The sequence below is a fragment of the Pseudomonas sp. VS40 genome, from assembly GCF_018587885.1.
GTDB lineage: Bacteria > Pseudomonadota > Gammaproteobacteria > Pseudomonadales > Pseudomonadaceae > Aquipseudomonas > Aquipseudomonas pergaminensis.
This window is the reverse complement of sequence record NZ_JAGYWD010000004.1, coordinates 431,627-447,903: the sequence shown is the minus strand read 5'-3', so window position 1 is coordinate 447,903 and position 16,277 is coordinate 431,627. Positions and strand designations below refer to the sequence as shown.

The 16,277-nt window shown below is 61.9% G+C and carries 13 protein-coding genes and 1 pseudogene; 4 read left to right on the top strand and 10 right to left on the bottom strand.

Annotated features, from left to right (window positions below):
- Together KHP07_RS14855 and KHP07_RS14850 are read right to left on the bottom strand one after the other, a co-directional pair.
- On the bottom strand, nt 1-1,065 hold the full coding sequence (locus KHP07_RS14855; protein WP_078050050.1) for an imelysin family protein: 1,065 nt from the start codon (nt 1,063-1,065) through the stop codon (nt 1-3).
- A gap of 31 nt (nt 1,066-1,096) precedes the next feature.
- The gene (locus KHP07_RS14850) at nt 1,097-2,524 is read right to left on the bottom strand and encodes a di-heme oxidoreductase family protein (protein WP_214497419.1); all 1,428 of its coding nucleotides are present in this window, start codon (nt 2,522-2,524) and stop codon (nt 1,097-1,099) included.
- A 139-nt stretch (nt 2,525-2,663) separates the two neighbouring features.
- Between KHP07_RS14850 and KHP07_RS14845 the strand changes: the two genes are divergently transcribed.
- On the top strand, nt 2,664-3,227 hold the full coding sequence (locus KHP07_RS14845; RefSeq protein ID WP_214497418.1) for an NAD(P)H nitroreductase: 564 nt from the start codon (nt 2,664-2,666) through the stop codon (nt 3,225-3,227).
- A gap of 102 nt (nt 3,228-3,329) precedes the next feature.
- On the opposite strand, the gene KHP07_RS29925 is transcribed toward KHP07_RS14845, so the two are convergent.
- The 8 genes and pseudogenes from KHP07_RS29925 to gap form a co-directional block, all read right to left on the bottom strand.
- Nucleotides 3,330-4,085 carry a methyl-accepting chemotaxis protein gene (locus tag KHP07_RS29925; RefSeq protein WP_410896887.1) on the bottom strand — a complete coding sequence of 252 codons (756 nt, stop codon included), beginning with the start codon at nt 4,083-4,085 and terminating at the stop codon, nt 3,330-3,332.
- A gap of 102 nt (nt 4,086-4,187) precedes the next feature.
- Nucleotides 4,188-5,327: pseudogene (locus KHP07_RS29920) on the bottom strand (methyl-accepting chemotaxis protein); the annotation flags it as partial.
- Between the two features lie 280 nt (nt 5,328-5,607).
- Nucleotides 5,608-6,009, bottom strand: a complete 402-nt coding sequence (locus KHP07_RS14835) for a YbaN family protein (protein WP_099494261.1) — start codon at nt 6,007-6,009, stop codon at nt 5,608-5,610.
- 191 nt (nt 6,010-6,200) lie between these two features.
- Complete coding sequence (locus tag KHP07_RS14830) at nt 6,201-6,809, bottom strand: biliverdin-producing heme oxygenase (RefSeq protein WP_078050046.1); 609 nt, start codon at nt 6,807-6,809, stop codon at nt 6,201-6,203.
- A 137-nt stretch (nt 6,810-6,946) separates the two neighbouring features.
- Nucleotides 6,947-9,511 carry a TonB-dependent receptor gene (locus KHP07_RS14825; protein WP_100492207.1) on the bottom strand — a complete coding sequence of 855 codons (2,565 nt, stop codon included), beginning with the start codon at nt 9,509-9,511 and terminating at the stop codon, nt 6,947-6,949.
- 115 nt (nt 9,512-9,626) lie between these two features.
- Nucleotides 9,627-10,595, bottom strand: a complete 969-nt coding sequence (locus tag KHP07_RS14820; RefSeq protein WP_214497416.1) for a FecR family protein — start codon at nt 10,593-10,595, stop codon at nt 9,627-9,629.
- A 74-nt stretch (nt 10,596-10,669) separates the two neighbouring features.
- Complete coding sequence (locus tag KHP07_RS14815; RefSeq protein WP_099494264.1) at nt 10,670-11,188, bottom strand: RNA polymerase sigma factor; 519 nt, start codon at nt 11,186-11,188, stop codon at nt 10,670-10,672.
- A gap of 196 nt (nt 11,189-11,384) precedes the next feature.
- Nucleotides 11,385-12,386, bottom strand: a complete 1,002-nt coding sequence (gene gap, locus KHP07_RS14810) for a type I glyceraldehyde-3-phosphate dehydrogenase (RefSeq protein ID WP_015885658.1) — start codon at nt 12,384-12,386, stop codon at nt 11,385-11,387.
- Nucleotides 12,387-12,607: 221 nt separating this feature from the next.
- Between gap and edd the strand changes: the two genes are divergently transcribed.
- The 3 genes from edd (at nt 12,608) to KHP07_RS14795 (ending at nt 16,275) form a co-directional block, all read left to right on the top strand.
- A complete protein-coding gene (gene edd / locus KHP07_RS14805; RefSeq protein ID WP_099494265.1) occupies nt 12,608-14,434 on the top strand; it encodes a phosphogluconate dehydratase in 1,827 nt (608 codons plus the stop codon).
- Nucleotides 14,431-15,387, top strand: a complete 957-nt coding sequence (locus KHP07_RS14800; protein ID WP_078050040.1) for a glucokinase — start codon at nt 14,431-14,433, stop codon at nt 15,385-15,387. Before edd ends, KHP07_RS14800 begins: the two co-directional genes overlap by 4 nt.
- A gap of 153 nt (nt 15,388-15,540) precedes the next feature.
- Entirely contained in the window at nt 15,541-16,275 is a 735-nt protein-coding gene (locus KHP07_RS14795) for a response regulator (protein WP_025854798.1), read from the top strand.
- The last annotated feature ends 2 nt before the right edge of the window (nt 16,276-16,277 follow it).

The following is a 16,277-nucleotide window of genomic DNA, read 5'->3' as shown; positions in this document are numbered from 1 at the left end:
TCAGTCACCGTCGTTGGCATTGAAGCCCAGTTGGATGCCCAGCGCCTTGGCCAGTTCGCCTTCGTGCAGGCGGTGGACGACGTTGAGGCTGTCATAGATATCGTTGAGCTGCTGGCGCCCGGCGTCATCGTTCAACAGTTCGTTGAGGGTGCGCTGGTTGCTGGCGAACAGTTTCAGGGACGCGGCATAGGCAGCGTCGATCTTGTCAGCCAATGGCTTCTGCTCGGCCGGCAGCAGGCCACGCAGGCCTTTGTTGTCCACACCCACCCACACGGTCTGGGCTGCCGCGAGGCTGGCTTCGAGGCTTTGCAGGGACGACTGGCTGCGCCATGCATCGGCCTGGAATGGCTGCGGGATGCCCTTGGTCTGGCGGCCCATCGGCGTGCCGAGCTTTTTCTTCAGGGTGTCCAGTGCGGTCACTTGGACGCGCAGCAGGTCGGCGATGGCTTCGTGAGAATCGGCGTAGCGCTGGTTAGGAAACTTGGTCATCTGCGCGAGCATGCCGTCGGTGCTGTTCCAGCTGGCCAGGATCTCTTCGGCCAGGGCCTTCTGGCGGTCGCCGATGGCCACCAGCAGCGGGCAGTAACGGGCCTTTTGCGCGTCGTCGGCAATGTCGGTCTTGGCGTCATAGAGGATGTATTCGTAGGCCGACAGGCCTTGTACCACCACGCTGGACTTGGCCAGGGCGGCACCGTCGATCTGCGGCTGGCTGGCGACCAGTTGCTCGACCTGGCGGCCGACCAGGTTCTTTTTGTCCGGCCAGAATTGCACCTGCCACGAACGGTTGCCTTCGGCCAACGGGCCGATCAGCAAGGGTTGCAGCTCGGCCCAGGCTTTTTGGGCGTGGAGGAAGTCGGCACGGGCGGTGTCCAGGCTCTCTTTGCCCTGGCAGTAGGCAAGGGCGCTCACGGCCAGTTGACGGTCGGCTTCAACCCAACGGCTGTAGGTCGGCAGGATCACTTGCTTGGCGATGGCCGCCGAGGTCACCGCTTGCGGGTCCTGGGGCGAGCAGGCGCCAAGGGCGAGGGCGGCCAGGCTGGTGAACAACAACTTGGGACGGAACATGTCGAGCTCCCTTCTGTAATTGGGGCGAAGCTTATAAAGAATTCAGGAACGCCAGCAACGCTGCGCGCTGCTCGGCATTAAAGGACAACACATGCTGCTGCGCCGCTTGTGCTTCGCCGCCGTGCCAAAGCACGGCTTCGAGCAGGTTGCGGGCGCGGCCGTCATGCAGGAACTGGGTGTGGCCACTCACGGTTTGCGTCAGGCCAATGCCCCACAACGGCGGGGTGCGCCAGTCGCGGCCACCGGCCTTGAATTCGCTGCGGTTGTCGGCCAGGCCCGGCCCCATGTCGTGCAACAGCAGGTCGCTGTAGGGGCGGATGACTTGGTTGGCCAGTTCAGGTTCAGCGGCATTCGCGGCCGTGGTGAACGCTGGTGTGTGGCAACCCTGGCAGCCGGCTTGATAGAACAGGTTTTTGCCGGCCAGCACCTGCGGCGTGTTGACGCCCCGGCGCGCCGGCACCGCCAGGTTGCGGGTGTAGAACAGCACCAGGCGCAGGATATTGTCGCTGACTTCCTGCTCGCCGTCGGCGCCATTGCCGTTGGGGGCCTGTTTGCAGGCGACTTGGGCATCGGTGCAGTCATCAAAGGGTCTCAGGGATGTGGTGAGGCCCATATCACCAGAGAACGCGTGAACATTTTGTTGATTGAGGTTGGGTTGCCCGGCCTTCCAGCCAAAACGCCCGAGCACGGTTTTTTGCTGGGCATCGTCCCAGACCCAATTGGCGCGGCCAATGATGGCTTCCTTGTCGGCAGTCTTCGGGTCGGTGTTGCGCAGGATATCGGCGTCGCTGATGGCTTCGAGCAGGCCCAGGCCGATCATCGGCGGGGCGATGCGGGCGGAGAAGCGTGTCTCTGGATGCATGGGGCCATAACCGAGCTGGGTAATCTGCAGGTCTGGCTTGCGCAACTCGACCACGGTGCCGTCCTTGAACGTCACGTTGACCGGTGTGTAATCCATGCGCACCTTGCCTTCAGGCGCTACGCCCGGCACGGCCATGTCTTGCAGTTGCCCGCCGTAGACGGGCTCGGGTACTACGCCGACCTGTTCGATGAGCTTGGCGTAGGCCGGGGTATCCGGAATGGACAGGCGCACCAGCATTGACACTGCATTGGGGGCGTCGGGCAGCGGCGGATGGCCGCGACCGTCCTTGATATGGCAGTTCTGGCAGGCATTGGTGTTGAACAACGGGCCGAGGCCATCACGTGCCGTGGTGGTGGACGGCGCGATCACCCAGGGGCTGCGGAAGAAGCTGTTGCCGACGCTGAAATCCAGGCGCCGGGTGGGTGACAGGTTGGCCGAAGGCAGGGAAAACGCGTTCTGGTCACGCTTGTTCACCGTCGCAGCGCCGCCCGCCCGTGATTCACCCGGCTCGGCCTTGGTAAACCTGGGCGCGTCATCGCAGGCGCTCAGGCTCAAGGCCAGCACGGCTGCGGACAGGCGAAAAAGCGAACGGAACATCGAGTTTCCCGGACGAAGACGAAAAATAAGGTCGCAAAGTCTAACAGGGCGGGGCGCAATGAATAAGAGCAATTATCGTTTGGTCGAATCCGATTCATTCCCGCTAGAATGACCGCACATTTTTCTCTGGAGGTGGCCAATGCAGGCTCTCGACGCTTTGCTCAACCGTGTTTCCGTGCCGCGTCTGCTGGAACCGGCGCCGACCCAGGAGCAGCGCGACCTGCTGTTCGCCGCCGCCATGCGCGCGCCTGACCACGGCCAACTGCGCCCTTGGCGTTTCCTCACGGTTGAAGGCGCTGCCCGTGAGCAAATGGGCACGCTGCTGGCCGAAGCCGCACGCCTGCAGGACGCCGATGCCCCGCAAGCCGCCATCGACAAGGCCCAGAACGGCCCGTTGCGCGCGCCGTTGGTGGTGGTGGTGATTGCCCGGTTGCAGGAACATTTCAAGGTGCCGAAGTCCGAGCAACTGCTGGCCGCCGCCTGCGCCGCCCACGGCATCCTGCTGGCGGCGTATGCCCAGGGGATTGGCGCGGTGTGGCGCACGGGCGAATTGTCCTACTCGGCCCATGTCGCCAAAGGCCTGGGGCTGACGGCGGATGAGGAAGTGATTGGCTTCCTTTACCTGGGCACGCCGCAGAACCCGCCGCGTACCGCGGCTAAAGAGGATGTGGCGGCGTTTGTCCAGGCTTGGACTGGTCTCTAATGGTAGGAGCCGGCTTGCCGGCGATGAGGCCCTTGAGAGTTGCATCAATTTCAAGGCTGCCATCGCCGGCAAGCCGGCTCCCACAGGGTTTTGTGCAAGCTGTCAGACCCTGAACTGATCCATCAACTTCATTTGCTGGCTGGCCAATGCATTGAGTTGGCTGCTGATGGCCGCCGACTCGGTGGCCTGGCCGGTGAGGGTCTCGGTCACGGTGCGGATCGCCGAAACGTTGCGGTTGACCTCTTCGGCCACGGCGCTCTGTTGTTCGGCGGCGCTGGCGATCTGCAGGTTCATGTCGCTGATCACGGTGACCGCGTCACTGATCTTGCCCAAGGCCTGCACGGCTTGATGGATCTGCCCCGCATTGCTCTGCGCCTGATGCTGGCTCGAGTGCATGGTGGCGACCACGCCACGGGTGCCACTCTGGATCCGTTCGATCACCAAGCGGATCTCTTCCACCGAATCCTGGGTGCGCTTGGCCAGGTTGCGCACCTCGTCGGCCACCACCGCAAACCCACGGCCACTTTCCCCGGCGCGCGCCGCTTCAATGGCGGCGTTGAGGGCCAGCAGGTTGGTCTGCTCGGCAATGCTGCGGATCACTTCCAGCACTGAACCGATCTGTTCGCTGTTGACCGCCAAGGCTTCGACTTCGCCCACGGCCTTGCTGACTTCCTCGGCCAGGGAGGTGATATCGCGAGTGCTCTGCTCAATGATCGACATGCCCTCACGCGCCGACTGATCGGCACCGCGTGCCGCGCTGGCGGCATTCGAGGCGCTGTTGGCCACGTCGTGGGCAGTGGCGCTCATTTCGTTCGACGCGGTGGCCACCTGGTCGATTTCGCGGAACTGCACCTGCATGCCTTCGCTGGTCTGGCGGGCGATGGCGGAGGACTGGTCAGCTGTGCCACGGGCTTCAGTGATGCTTTGCTTGATCTGCGCGATGGTCGGTTGCAGTTTGTCGAGGAAGCGGTTGAACCAGTTCACCAACTCGCCCAGTTCATCCTTCTTGGCATAGGCCAGGCGTTGGGTGAGGTCGCCGTCACCGCTGGCGATGTCCTTGAGCATGGCCGCCACGCTGTTGATTGGGCGGGTGACACCCGTGGCAGTCAGCCAGATCAGCAGCAAGCCCAGCAAGCCGGCGGCGGCGGCCACCAGCAGCGCCTTGAGGGTGCCGGCTGCCTGAGCGTCATCGAGTACCGCTTGCAGTTTGACGTTGTCGGCGAGCATCACCGCTTTTGGCAGCTTGATCACCACGCCCCAGGATTTGGCATCGGCGATCGGCTTCACCGGGTACACCGCGCGAATGGTGCCGTCCTGCTCGCGGATCATGCGGTTGTCGCTCGCCAGCAGTTGCACGATTTCCTTGCCTTCGGCACCGAGGGTGTCGATCAGGTTCTTGCCGACCTTGGCCGGCTCGCCACTGTAGGCGGCAATCAAACCGGTGCTGGAGAGTATTTCCAGGTGCGCGGCGCCATTGAACACGTCTTTCTGTGCCGCGTCGGTGCTGGCCTGTAAGGCGTTGAGGGCGATGTCGACGCCCACCACGCCAATGACCTTCGCGTCCACGATCAGCGGCAGGGAGATGGTGGTCATCAACACGGGTTTGCCGGCCACGGTGTCTTCGTATGGGTCCAGCAGGCAAGTGTTGCGGGTGTCGCGTGGGCAGGTGTACCAGATGTTGTAGGGCGTACCGCTGAGGTTGAGGGTGGTCTTGGTCAGGTCGTCCTCGACCATGATGGTGTTCAAGCCTTCGCCGCCTGCACGGCTCCAGTAGCTGGAGAACCGCCCCTTTTCGTTGGAGACGCGAGCCTTGTCGTCGATGAATTCGCTGTCCTTGCCGTCCAGGCCATTGGGCTCGAATGACAACCACATGCCCAGCACTTTGCTGTTGCGTTCGAAGGCAGTTTTCAGGCTCTGGTTAAGTGCTTCGCGCAGTGCGCCAGGCTCCAGTCCGCGCTGGGCGGCCAAGTTGCGCAGGTCCTTGATCTGATCGGCCAGGGCGGTCACAGCCAGCAGGCTGTCTCCAAAGGTTTTCTGCAAGTGCACCGCTTGCTCGGCGGCCTTGGCCTGCAGCAGTTGTTCCACGCTGGCGGTGAGCATGCGCGAGCTGGAATCGCTGACCAGTTGATCGTTTTGGGCGGTGTCGTAGAGGTTGATGCTGACAACCAGCGCAATCACCCCCAGCAGGCAAAGGCCGGACAACAGCACGATTTTCAAGCGGATGGAGAGGGTGTTGAACATAGACTCACTCGCGAATGGACTTGTTGGAAGGCACGCAGTGCAGGCCAAGTCCATTCAGCGCTATGTCCGAAACATCGGCGTAATAAACCATTTCATGAGAGGGAGGCGATGAGTGGTAGGGAAAACCCTACAAGCAGCGTTATACGGGCGCTGCAAGCCGTTCCGGGCGTGACCAGATCCACAGATTGCCCAGGCTCATCCCGGCAATCGCCAGGTAGATCGGCCAGCCATGATCGAGCATCACCAGCATCAACAGGGCGCACAGCAGCATGCTCACGGTGGCGCTGACCTTGGCACGACGGGCGATGATCTTGCCGTTGCGCCAATTGAACAGGATCGGCCCGAACAGCCGGTGGTTTTCCAGCCAGGCACTCAGGCGCGGAGAGCTTTTGGTGGCGGCCCACGCGGCGAGCAGGATGAATTCGGTGGTGGGCAAACCCGGCACGACAATCGCCACCAGCCCGATGCCCAGGCTGACGTAGGCCAGCAGGCCGAAGAGGATCCGGGCGATTTTCGAGGTGGATTGGGTTTTGCCGGTCATAGGTAGAGATATCACAGAGAATCAATATGAAATGAGATCTAAATGTGGGAGCGGGCTTGCTGTGGTGAGTGGGGCTTGTCCCTCGACGGGCTCACCGCCGACCCAAGGGGCTGCTTCGCAGCCCAGCGCAGGGCAAGCCTGCTCACCACAGCAAGCCCGCTTCCATATTTTTATCGCATTCCAGCCAAGGGTCAGGCCAGTTCAGGGGCGCTAGCGTACGCCTGTTCCAGCAGCACGGTGAAGCGCACAAACGCGTCGATCGCGCCTTTTTCCACTGCGGCTTCTTCTTCGGCGCTGAATTCCAGGGCGTCGAGGGTACGGGTGAAGCTTTTCCAGCCTTCGGCACGACCACCGGCCGGCTCACCCAGGTGACGGGCACCGAAGGTTTCGCTCAGGCCCAGGCCGACGGCGCGCTTGATCAGGAACGCGGCGCCCAGCTTGGAGCCTTCGGAGACAAACAGCCAGCCCAGGGCTTCGGCCTTGCTCGGGTTCTTCACGGCGCCGGCGACCGGTGCCGGTACCTCGGTGTCCAGGTCGCCCAGGTCCAGCTTGGCGGCTTCGGCTCGGCAGCGCTCGGCCAGGTCCGGCACGATCTTGATCAGCTCGGGGTCGTTGTACAGGGCTACCAGTTCCGACTGGAACAGATACTGCGCCACGACGAAGCGGGCGAAGTTGGCCTGGGTTTCAAACGGGGCGTGGGCCTTGACCAGTGCGTCGAGCTTGGTATGTGGCTCGTTGGTGATCTGGTTCAGGCGCTGGGAGCGCAGGCTTGCACGTTCTGCGGTTGGGGAAGCGGTCATGAAAAAAGTCCTTGAGAAGGGAAGCGCCTTGGTGCCCGAAAGAGAGCTGTTATCAACTAGACGAACAAGAAGACGCGGCACAGTAAAAAATCCTCACCCCGACGTTGAATAAAGGCGCCGGGGTGAAGCGGGTTTCATCAGATGTCCCAGATCACGTTGATCGCAAAGTTGCGACCCGGCTGGGTCAGGCGGTCGAGGTTGGCCGGGGAGGTCACACCGGCTTCGCCGACGCCGTCGTAGCTGCGCACGTCATCCCAGTTCCAGTACTTCTTGTCGGTGAGGTTGTAGAGGCCGCCATTGACGGTCACGTCGTTGGTGACCTTGTAGAAGGCGGTCAGGTCAAGCACGCCGAAGCCTGGGGTCTTGAACGGGCCGGTAGTGCTGCCGTCAGGCGCGTGGAAGGTGGTGCTGTCGACGCGGTTCTGCTTTTTCACCAGGGTCCAGCTCAGCAGGCCGCCGTAGTTGTCCTGGTCGTAGCCCAGGCCGAATACGCCCTTGAGCGGGTTGACGCTGTTGAGCGCCTCGCCATTGTCGTCGTTGCGGCCATAGGTGTAGCCGACCGAACCCTGGGTGTACAGGCCTTGCGGTGCGCCGAAGGCATCAAGGTTCAGGCGCCCTTTGGCTTCTATCCCTTTGATGGTGGCGTGCTTGATGTTATTGGCTTCGAATTGCTGTGAGGTGCCGCCGGCGACGGAGGCGTCCTCGTCGATGAAGTCGCGGTATTTGTTGTAGAACACAGCGATATCAAACGAACCGGAATCGAAGTTGCCGCGAATCCCGGTTTCCACGCCCTTGCTGCTTTCCGGCTTGAGGTCTGGGTTGGGCTCGACGGTGTAGCCCTGCTGCAGGTTTTCAAAGCGGCCGTACAAGGCCTTGGCCGACGGTGTGCGGAAGCCTTCAGCGTATTGGCCGAACCAGGTGTAGTGATCGGTCAGTGCGTAGGTCAGGCCGAATTTTGGCGTCACGCGGTGCCAGGTTTTTTCCTTGTCGCTGTGGGCGTAGATCCGCGTCGGGTCAACCGTGTTGAGGAACTCTTCAGTCAACTTGGGCTTGAGCTGGGTGTAGTCGTAGCGCACAGCGGGCAGGAAGGTCCACTTGTCCCAGGTGATCTGGTCTTGTGCGAACAGCGAGTAGGTGTTGATGGTCGGGTCCGGGAAGTCACTGGCCTTTTTCACGCTGTCGCTGGCAATCGGGCTGGGCGCGCCGATGGCCGTGCAACCGCTGCCGACCGCCAGGCAGGTAGCGCCGCCTTCGCGGGAGCCGGTGACTTTCTGTTGTTTCAGGGTGGTGCCGTAGGTGACTCGGTGATCGGTGTCGCCCACGCTGAACGCCTTGTCCAGCTGTGCGTCGAACACCCACTGTTTTTCCTCGTAGAGGGTTTCGCGGGTGCGCAGGACGCGGCGGGACGGCTGGTAGATTTCGGCGGTGGACTGGTCGGTCTTGGCGATCTGGTAGTTGAGGCTGGTCTTGATCTGGTCGGCAATCGGCGAGTCAAGGGCGAAGCGGTTTTCGATGCCGAAACGCTCGCGTGTGATGGTGTCGTTGCCCGACCGCGCACGGTAGAAGTTGAAGCCGCGCCCACCGGTGAACGGACCACCCACGGCATTCTTGAGATTGACGTCGCGATCATCCTTGAACTTCTCGTACGTCAGGCCCAGTCGATTGTCGTCACCGTAGTTCCAGCCCAGCTTGGCCAGCACGTTGGTGGTGCGTGCGTCCTCGGGGTTGGCGCCGGTGCGCGCCAGGCCCGTGGCGTTGTTGCCATCGTAGGATTCCATCTCATGGCCATTGCGCTGGCTCAAGTGCAGCAAACCGTCGAAGTCCTGCACGCGGCCGGCGACGGTGCCGGAGGTCAGCCAGCTTTCGTCGGCGGAGCTGTAGCCGGTCTTGAGGCGCGCGCCGAAGTCCTGGCCGGGCTTGATGATGTCATCCGGGTCGAGGGTGAAATAACTGACGGCGCCGCCGATGGCGCTGCTGCCGTACAGGGCCGAGGCCGGGCCGCGCAGGATTTCCACGCGCTTGACGATTTCCGGGTCGACGTAGTTGCGGCGGGTCTTGGCGTAGGGACCGTTGAAGAAGTTGTCCGGCACTTCCACACCATCCACCTGGGTGAGGATGCGGTCGCCGTCGATGCCGCGAATGTTGTAGCCCGAATTGCTTGAGCGCCCACCCGCACCGCCGACCGAGACGTTGGGTTCATAACGCACCAGTTCACGAATGGTATTCACGTTCTGGCGGTCCAGCTCCTCGCGTTCCTGCACGGTCACGGTGCTGGGCACGCTGCTGATGTTTTGCTCGTTACGGGTAGCGCTGATGGTCACCTGTTGCAGGTTGAGGGTGCCGCCCGTTGCGCGTTTCTCCAGCACGATGTTGTTGCTGCCCAGTTTGCGGTAGCTCAGGTTGGTCCCCACCAACAGCCGGTCCAGGGCTTTTTCCGGCGACAACGGCCCGCGTACGCCAGGGGACGACACACCCTGGCCCAGCTCGGCCGGCAAGCCGACCTGCCAGCCGGTCACGGCGGTAAAGGCATTGAGTGCCGAGACCAGCGACTGCTGCTCGATACTGAAGTTGTAGTTGCCGTGGCTGCGCGGGGCGGGTTCTGCGGCGGTGGCCGTCATCACTGGCGCACCGGCCAGCAGGATGGCTGCAGTCAGCAAGGACAGGACGGGCGAAGAGGACCGGCGGTTGAAACAAGAGGACATCGAGAGCGCTCCGGGGTACGAATCTTATAGTTGCGAACTGAAACAAATAGGAATCAGTTGCATTGGCTAAGACGAGACGTACCATCGTTGGCTATCGAGTAAAAATAATTCTCATTTAGTTCAGGATCACCAGCGCCGGGTATTCCGACAGCTTGGCCGAGGTGATGTGCGCCAGTGAACGCACCACGTCCAGCGGCTGGTCGAGGCGGTAATTGCCCGTGACGGCGACGCTGGCGAGTTGATCGTTGGTGTTGACGATCCAGCCAGGGTAATAGCGGCGCAGTTCGGCAAGCACTTCGCTCATGGGGCAGTTTTCGAAGATCAGCCGGCCCTGCACCCAGGCCAGGTCCTTGTTGGCGTCCAGCTTGGCGGGTTGGCCGAAGCCCTTGGGCCCGATGCGGATACTTTCACCGGCGCGCAGGCGCACGCGGGCATCATCGAAGGTGTTGCTCAGGTCGACATCGCCGCGCTGAACTTGCACCTGCGCTTCGCCATTGAGGTAGCGCACGGCGAACGCGGTATCACGCACGCTGGCGCGCACGGGGCCGGCGTCGATTTCCAGGGGCAGGCCATGGTTGGGCAGGATTTCGAAAAACGCCTCGCCCTGGTACAGGCGGGCGATACGCTGGTGGTCCTTGATGCTGCTGGAAAACGCCGAGTTGGTGTTGAGCAACACCTTGGAGCCGTCGTCCAATTGCAGGCGCTGGCGTTCGCCCACCACGGTAAGGTGGTCGGCTTGCAGGCGTACCGGCAAATTGCTGAAGCTGAACAGGCCGATCAACAACACGGCGGCGGTGGCCAGTGGCTTCCAGTGCGGCTTGATCCGGCGCCAGGCGCTGGGTTTGCGCGGCGCCGCCAGTGCGACGGCGGCGCTGTACACCGGCGCGCCACCCCAGGCAGCCTGGGCCTTGCCGAAGGCGTGGACGTGGGCGGGGTCGCTGGCCAGCCAGGCTTCGAATTCGGCCTGCTGCCCGGGCTGCGGGCACTGCAAGGCGATCAGCCAGTCGAGGGCTTGGTCCATAGCCGTGTCTTGCAACACCTCATGAGCCAGCTCATGGGGGCGCAGTTTATTCGGGTCCGTCACGGTGTTCCTCGGGTCTTCGCCACGTTCTATTCAACTTTCCTGCAGCTTGGGTCGACGATTCTGTCGAGTGAAGCTTAAGGCCGATCCAGCCGTTCGGCCACACCTACACAGATGGCCATGATCAATTTCAGTTCCTTTTGCACGGTGCTCAAGGACACTTGGAGCTGATCGGCGATCTCCTGGTAACTGCAACCATGCAGGCGGCTGAGAATGAAAATCTGCTGTTGGCGGGCGCTCAACTGGCCAAGGCTGACGCTGAGGGCTTCAAGCATCTGCTCGGCCTGGGTGGCATCTTCGGGCGTGCTGATCGGCGCGGCGACGCTTTGCAGGACGTCCAGCGGGACATCTTCCTGCAGCATGCGGGCCTGGATCCGACGTGCACGCAGATGATCCAGCGCGAGGTTGCGCGCGGTTTGATAGACGAAGGGTTCGAGGTGATCGATCGGCCGCTCACTGAGGGCCCGGGTGACGCGCAGGTAGGTTTCCTGCAACAGGTCTTCGGCGGTGCTGTGGTTATTCACCATCCGCTGCAAGGTGCGAAGCAGAATCACCCGTTGGGTGAGAAAGACGTGGTTGAAGCGAGATTGGCTCACAGTGGTACCAGACCGATTTACAGTTAATGATAATGCTTATCATCAACTCAAATGGCAAGTGGCACTTTGAGCGGTTTTGCACAGGACAAATGTGGGAGCGGGCTTGCTCGCGAATGCATCACCTCGGTATTCAGATGAACCGAGGCGTCTGTATTCGCGAGCAAGCCCGCTCCCACACAAGCCTACTCCCACTGGATTACTCGGCGTTGCACAGCGCCAGGCAGTTATCCAGCATACGGTTGGAGAAGCCCCACTCGTTGTCGTACCAGGCCAGCACTTTGAGCAACTTGCCGCTGACCTTGGTGTGATTGGCGTCGAAGATCGACGACAGCGGGTTGTGGTTGAAGTCACTGGAAACCAGCGGCAGGGTGTTGTAGCCGAGGATCTTCGAGTGCTGGCTGGCTTCTTTGAGCAGCGCGTTGACTTCTTCGGCAGTGGCTTCTTTCTTCAGTTGTACGGTGAGGTCAACCAGCGACACGTTGATCACCGGCACACGCACGGCCATGCCGGTCAGCTTGCCCGCCAATTCCGGCAGCACCAGGCCTACGGCTTCGGCGGCGCCGGTTTTGCTCGGGATCATGTTCTGGGTGGCCGAACGCGCGCGGTACGGGTCGGTGTGGTAGACGTCGGTCAGGTTCTGGTCGTTGGTGTAGGCGTGAATCGTGGTCATCAGGCCGCTTTCGATACCCAGCTCGCGGTGCAGCACCTGGGCGACTGGCGCCAGGCAGTTGGTGGTGCACGAGGCGTTGGAGATGATCTGGTGGGACTGACGCAAAATGTCATGGTTTACGCCATAAACCACAGTGGCGTCCGCGCCCTTGGCCGGGGCCGAGATGATCACCTTGCGCGCGCCAGCGGTAATATGGGCGGCAGCCTTGTCACGGTCGGTGAACAGGCCGGTGCATTCGAACACCACGTCGATCTTGTGTGCAGCCCACGGCAGGTCGGCGGGGTTGCGAATGGCACTGACGGCAATCCGGTCGCCATTGACGGTCAGGCTTTCCTGATCGTGAGCGACCTCTGCTTCGAAAGTGCCATGCACGGTGTCGTATTTGAGCAGGTGGGCGTTGATCGAACTGTCGCCCAGATCGTTGATGGCGACGATCTGCAAATCCTGGCGGTAGCCTTGGGTATACAGTGCGCGCAGGACATTACGGCCGATACGGCCAAAACCATTGATTGCGATACGAAGAGTCATTGGAAAGTGCCTGTCGTCGATTTGTTGTAAGAATTACAAGATTATTCGCATAAAAATAGAAAACAAGCCTTTTTAGTGGCAATATTTTGTTCAATCTACAACGAGTGACCTGAATCAACTGGTCCGATGATCCAAACGACTCCCTGCCATCCCATGCGCTGCGGGCGTTTGATCAGCATAGACACTCAGGTCGCCACATCCGTTAGCCTGGAGTTCTACACATGCATCCCCGCGTCCTTGAGGTCACCGAACGGCTTATCGCCCGCAGCCGCGCCACCCGCGAGGCTTACCTTGCGCTCATTCGCGGCGCAGCCAGCGACGGTCCGATGCGCGGCAAGCTGCAATGCGCCAACTTCGCCCATGGCGTGGCCGGTTGCGGCACCGAAGACAAAAACAGCCTGCGCATGATGAATGCGGCCAACGTGGCAATTGTTTCTTCATATAACGACATGCTCTCGGCGCATCAGCCGTACGAACACTTCCCCGAGCAGATCAAGAAAGCCCTGCGCGAAGTCGGCTCGGTCGGCCAGTTCGCCGGCGGCACCCCGGCCATGTGCGATGGCGTGACCCAGGGCGAGCCTGGCATGGAACTGAGCCTGCTCAGCCGTGAAGTGATTGCCATGTCCACAGCGGTAGCGCTGTCCCACAACATGTTCGACGCCGCGCTGATGCTGGGCATCTGCGACAAGATCGTCCCCGGCCTGATGATGGGCGCGCTGCGCTACGGCCACCTGCCGATGATCTTCGTACCGGGCGGCCCAATGCCGTCGGGTATCTCCAACAAACAGAAAGCCGACGTGCGCCAGCGCTACGCAGAAGGCAAGGCCACCCGCGAAGAGCTGCTGGAATCGGAGATGAAGTCCTACCACAGCCCTGGCACCTGCACCTTCTACGGCACCGCCAACACCAACCAACTGCTGATGGAAGTCATGGGCCTGCACTTGCCGGGCGCTTCGTTCGTCAACCCCTACACACCGCTGCGTGATGCCCTGACCCGCGAAGCCGCGCACCAGGTCACGCGCCTGACCAAGGCCAACGGCAACTTCACGCCGATCGGCGAGATCGTCGACGAGAAATCCATCGTCAACTCGATCATTGCACTCAACGCCACGGGCGGGTCCACCAACCACACCCTGCACATGCCGGCCATCGCCATGTCGGCGGGCATTATCCTCACCTGGGACGACATGGCCGACCTTTCCGAGGTGGTGCCGACCCTGTCCCACGTGTATCCAAACGGCAAGGCCGACATCAACCACTTCCAGGCGGCGGGCGGCATGTCGTTCCTGATCCGCGAGCTGCTCGAAGCCGGCCTGCTTCACGAGGACGTCAACACCGTGGCTGGCAAAGGCCTGAGCCGCTACACCCAGGAACCATTCCTGGTCGACGGCGAGCTGATCTGGCGCGACGGCCCGATCGAAAGCCTCGACGAAAGCATCCTGCGTCCCGTAGCCCGTGCGTTCTCGCCGGAAGGTGGCTTGCGCGTGATGGAAGGCAACCTCGGGCGTGGCGTGATGAAAGTGTCTGCCGTGGCTCCGGAACATCAAATTGTTGAAGCGCCGGCGGTGGTGTTCCAGGACCAGCAAGACCTGGCCGACGCGTTCAAGGCCGGTCAGTTGGAAAAAGACTTCGTGGCCGTCATGCGCTTCCAGGGCCCGCGCTCCAATGGCATGCCCGAACTGCACAAGATGACGCCGTTCCTTGGCGTGTTGCAGGACCGTGGCTTCAAGGTCGCACTGGTAACAGACGGGCGTATGTCCGGCGCGTCGGGTAAGATCCCCGCCGCGATCCACGTCAACCCCGAAGCCCAGAGCGGCGGGCCGCTGGCGCGGGTGCGCGATGGCGATATCATTCGCGTGGATGGCGTGAAGGGCACCTTGGAGCTTAAGGTGGACGCCGACGAATTCGCAGCGCGCGCGCCTGCCACGGGCCTGTTGGGCAATAACGTGGGGGCCGGTCGCGAGCTGTTTGCATTTATGCGCTTGGCCGCAAGCTCCGCAGAGCAGGGCGCCAGCGCCTTTACCTCTGCCTTGGAGACGCTTAAGTGAAGCTTGCGCTGGTCGGTGATATCGGGGGCACCAACGCCCGTTTTGCGTTGTGGCGCGATCAGGAACTGCATTCGATCCGCGTGCATGCCACGGCGGATCACTCCAGCCCTGAAGACGCGATTAAGGTTTACCTCAAGGAAGAAGGCCTGGAAATCGGGGACATCGGCGCGGTATGCCTGTCGGTCGCCGGGCCGGTGAGTGGGAATGAATTTAAATTCACCAACAATCATTGGCGCCTGAGCAAGACTGACTTTTGCAAAACCCTGCAGGTGGATGAACTGCTGCTGGTCAATGACTTCTCGGCCATGGCCTTGGGCATGACCCGCCTCAAGCCCGACGAATTTCGTGTGGTCTGCGCGGGCACGCCGGAGCCGTTGCGTCCGGCGGTGGTGATCGGCCCAGGCACTGGCCTGGGGGTTGGCACGTTGCTGGACTTGGGCGCTGGCCGCTTTGCGGCGCTGCCGGGGGAGGGCGGGCATGTCGACCTGCCCCTGAGCAGCCCGCGGGAAACCCAGCTGTGGCAGCACATTTACACGGAGATCGGCCATGTCAGCGCCGAGACCGCGCTGAGTGGCGGTGGGTTGCCCCGTTTGTACCGCGCCATTTGTGCGGTCGACGGGCACACCCCGGTACTGGACACGCCCGAAGCCATTACGGCTGCCGGCCTGGCCGGCGACCCGATCGCGATGGAAGTCCTGGACCAGTTCAGCATCTGGCTGGGTCGAGTGGCGGGCAACAACGTATTGACCACCGGTGGACGCGGCGGTGTGTATATCGTGGGCGGGGTGATACCGAGGTTTGCCGACTTCTTTATCAACAGCGGCTTTGCCAAGAGCTTCAGCGACAAAGGCTGCATGAGCGACTACTTCAAGGGCATTCCGGTGTGGTTGGTGACTGCGCCGTATTCCGGGTTGACCGGGGCTGGCGTCGCGCTCGAACAGGCCTTTGCGTAGTGAGTTATGGCCCCTTCGCGAGCAAGCCCGCTCCCACATTCGATCGCATTCCACTGTTGGAATGCAGGCAAATGTGGGAGCGGGCTTGCTCGCGAAGGGGGCCTCAAGGGCAACAAATGACTTAAGCTTGGCCATAACAACAAGGAGGACCCCGTGAGCGTAATCAGTAAATCGATTCTCCTCGTCGACGATGACCAGGAAATCCGCGAATTGCTGCAGACCTACCTCAGTCGCGCCGGTTTCCAGGTGCGTGGCGTGCCGGATGGCGCGGGGTTCCGCCAGGCGATGAACGAGGCGCCGTGCGACCTGGTCATCCTCGATGTGATGTTGCCGGACGAAGACGGGTTCAGCCTTTGCCGCTGGATCCGCCAACACCCGCGCCAGGCGCAGGTGCCGATCATCATGCTCACTGCCAGTTCCGACGAGGCCGACCGCGTGATCGGCCTGGAGCTGGGTGCCGACGACTACATCGGCAAGCCCTTCAGCCCTCGCGAGTTGCAAGCACGGATCAAAGCCCTGTTGCGCCGTTGCCAGTTCGGCCAGGAGCGCAGCGTAGGTGGGGACGTGCTGGTGTTTGATGAATGGCGCCTGGATATGATCAGCCACCGGCTGTTCCATGTGGACGGCGAAGAAGTGATCCTCTCCGGCGCCGACTTTGCCCTGCTCAAATTATTTCTCGACCACCCGCAACAGATCCTCGACCGTGACACCATCGGCAACGCTACCCGTGGCCGCGACCTGATGCCGCTGGACCGTATCGTCGACATGGCCGTCAGCCGCCTGCGCCAACGCCTGCGCGATACCGAAAAGCCTCCTCGGCTGATCCGCACGGTGCGCGGCAGTGGTTACCAACTGGCAGCCAGCGTGGTTGCCGGCAATGCCCACTGAAC

Excerpts from the sequence above, each read along its gene's own strand:
- KHP07_RS14835 (WP_099494261.1), bottom strand. The coding sequence starts at position 6,009 with ATGACCGGCAAAACCCAATCCACCTCGAAAATCGCCCGGATCCTCTTC.
- edd (WP_099494265.1), top strand. The coding sequence starts at position 12,608 with ATGCATCCCCGCGTCCTTGAGGTCACCGAACGGCTTATCGCCCGCAGC.
- gap (WP_015885658.1), bottom strand. The coding sequence starts at position 12,386 with ATGACTCTTCGTATCGCAATCAATGGTTTTGGCCGTATCGGCCGTAAT.
- KHP07_RS29925 (WP_410896887.1), bottom strand. The coding sequence starts at position 4,085 with ATGCAGGTGCAGTTCCGCGAAATCGACCAGGTGGCCACCGCGTCGAAC.
- KHP07_RS14855 (WP_078050050.1), bottom strand. The coding sequence starts at position 1,065 with ATGTTCCGTCCCAAGTTGTTGTTCACCAGCCTGGCCGCCCTCGCCCTT.
- KHP07_RS14845 (WP_214497418.1), top strand. The coding sequence starts at position 2,664 with ATGCAGGCTCTCGACGCTTTGCTCAACCGTGTTTCCGTGCCGCGTCTG.
- KHP07_RS14830 (WP_078050046.1), bottom strand. The coding sequence starts at position 6,809 with ATGACCGCTTCCCCAACCGCAGAACGTGCAAGCCTGCGCTCCCAGCGC.
- KHP07_RS14825 (WP_100492207.1), bottom strand. The coding sequence starts at position 9,511 with ATGTCCTCTTGTTTCAACCGCCGGTCCTCTTCGCCCGTCCTGTCCTTG.
- KHP07_RS14850 (WP_214497419.1), bottom strand. The coding sequence starts at position 2,524 with ATGTTCCGTTCGCTTTTTCGCCTGTCCGCAGCCGTGCTGGCCTTGAGC.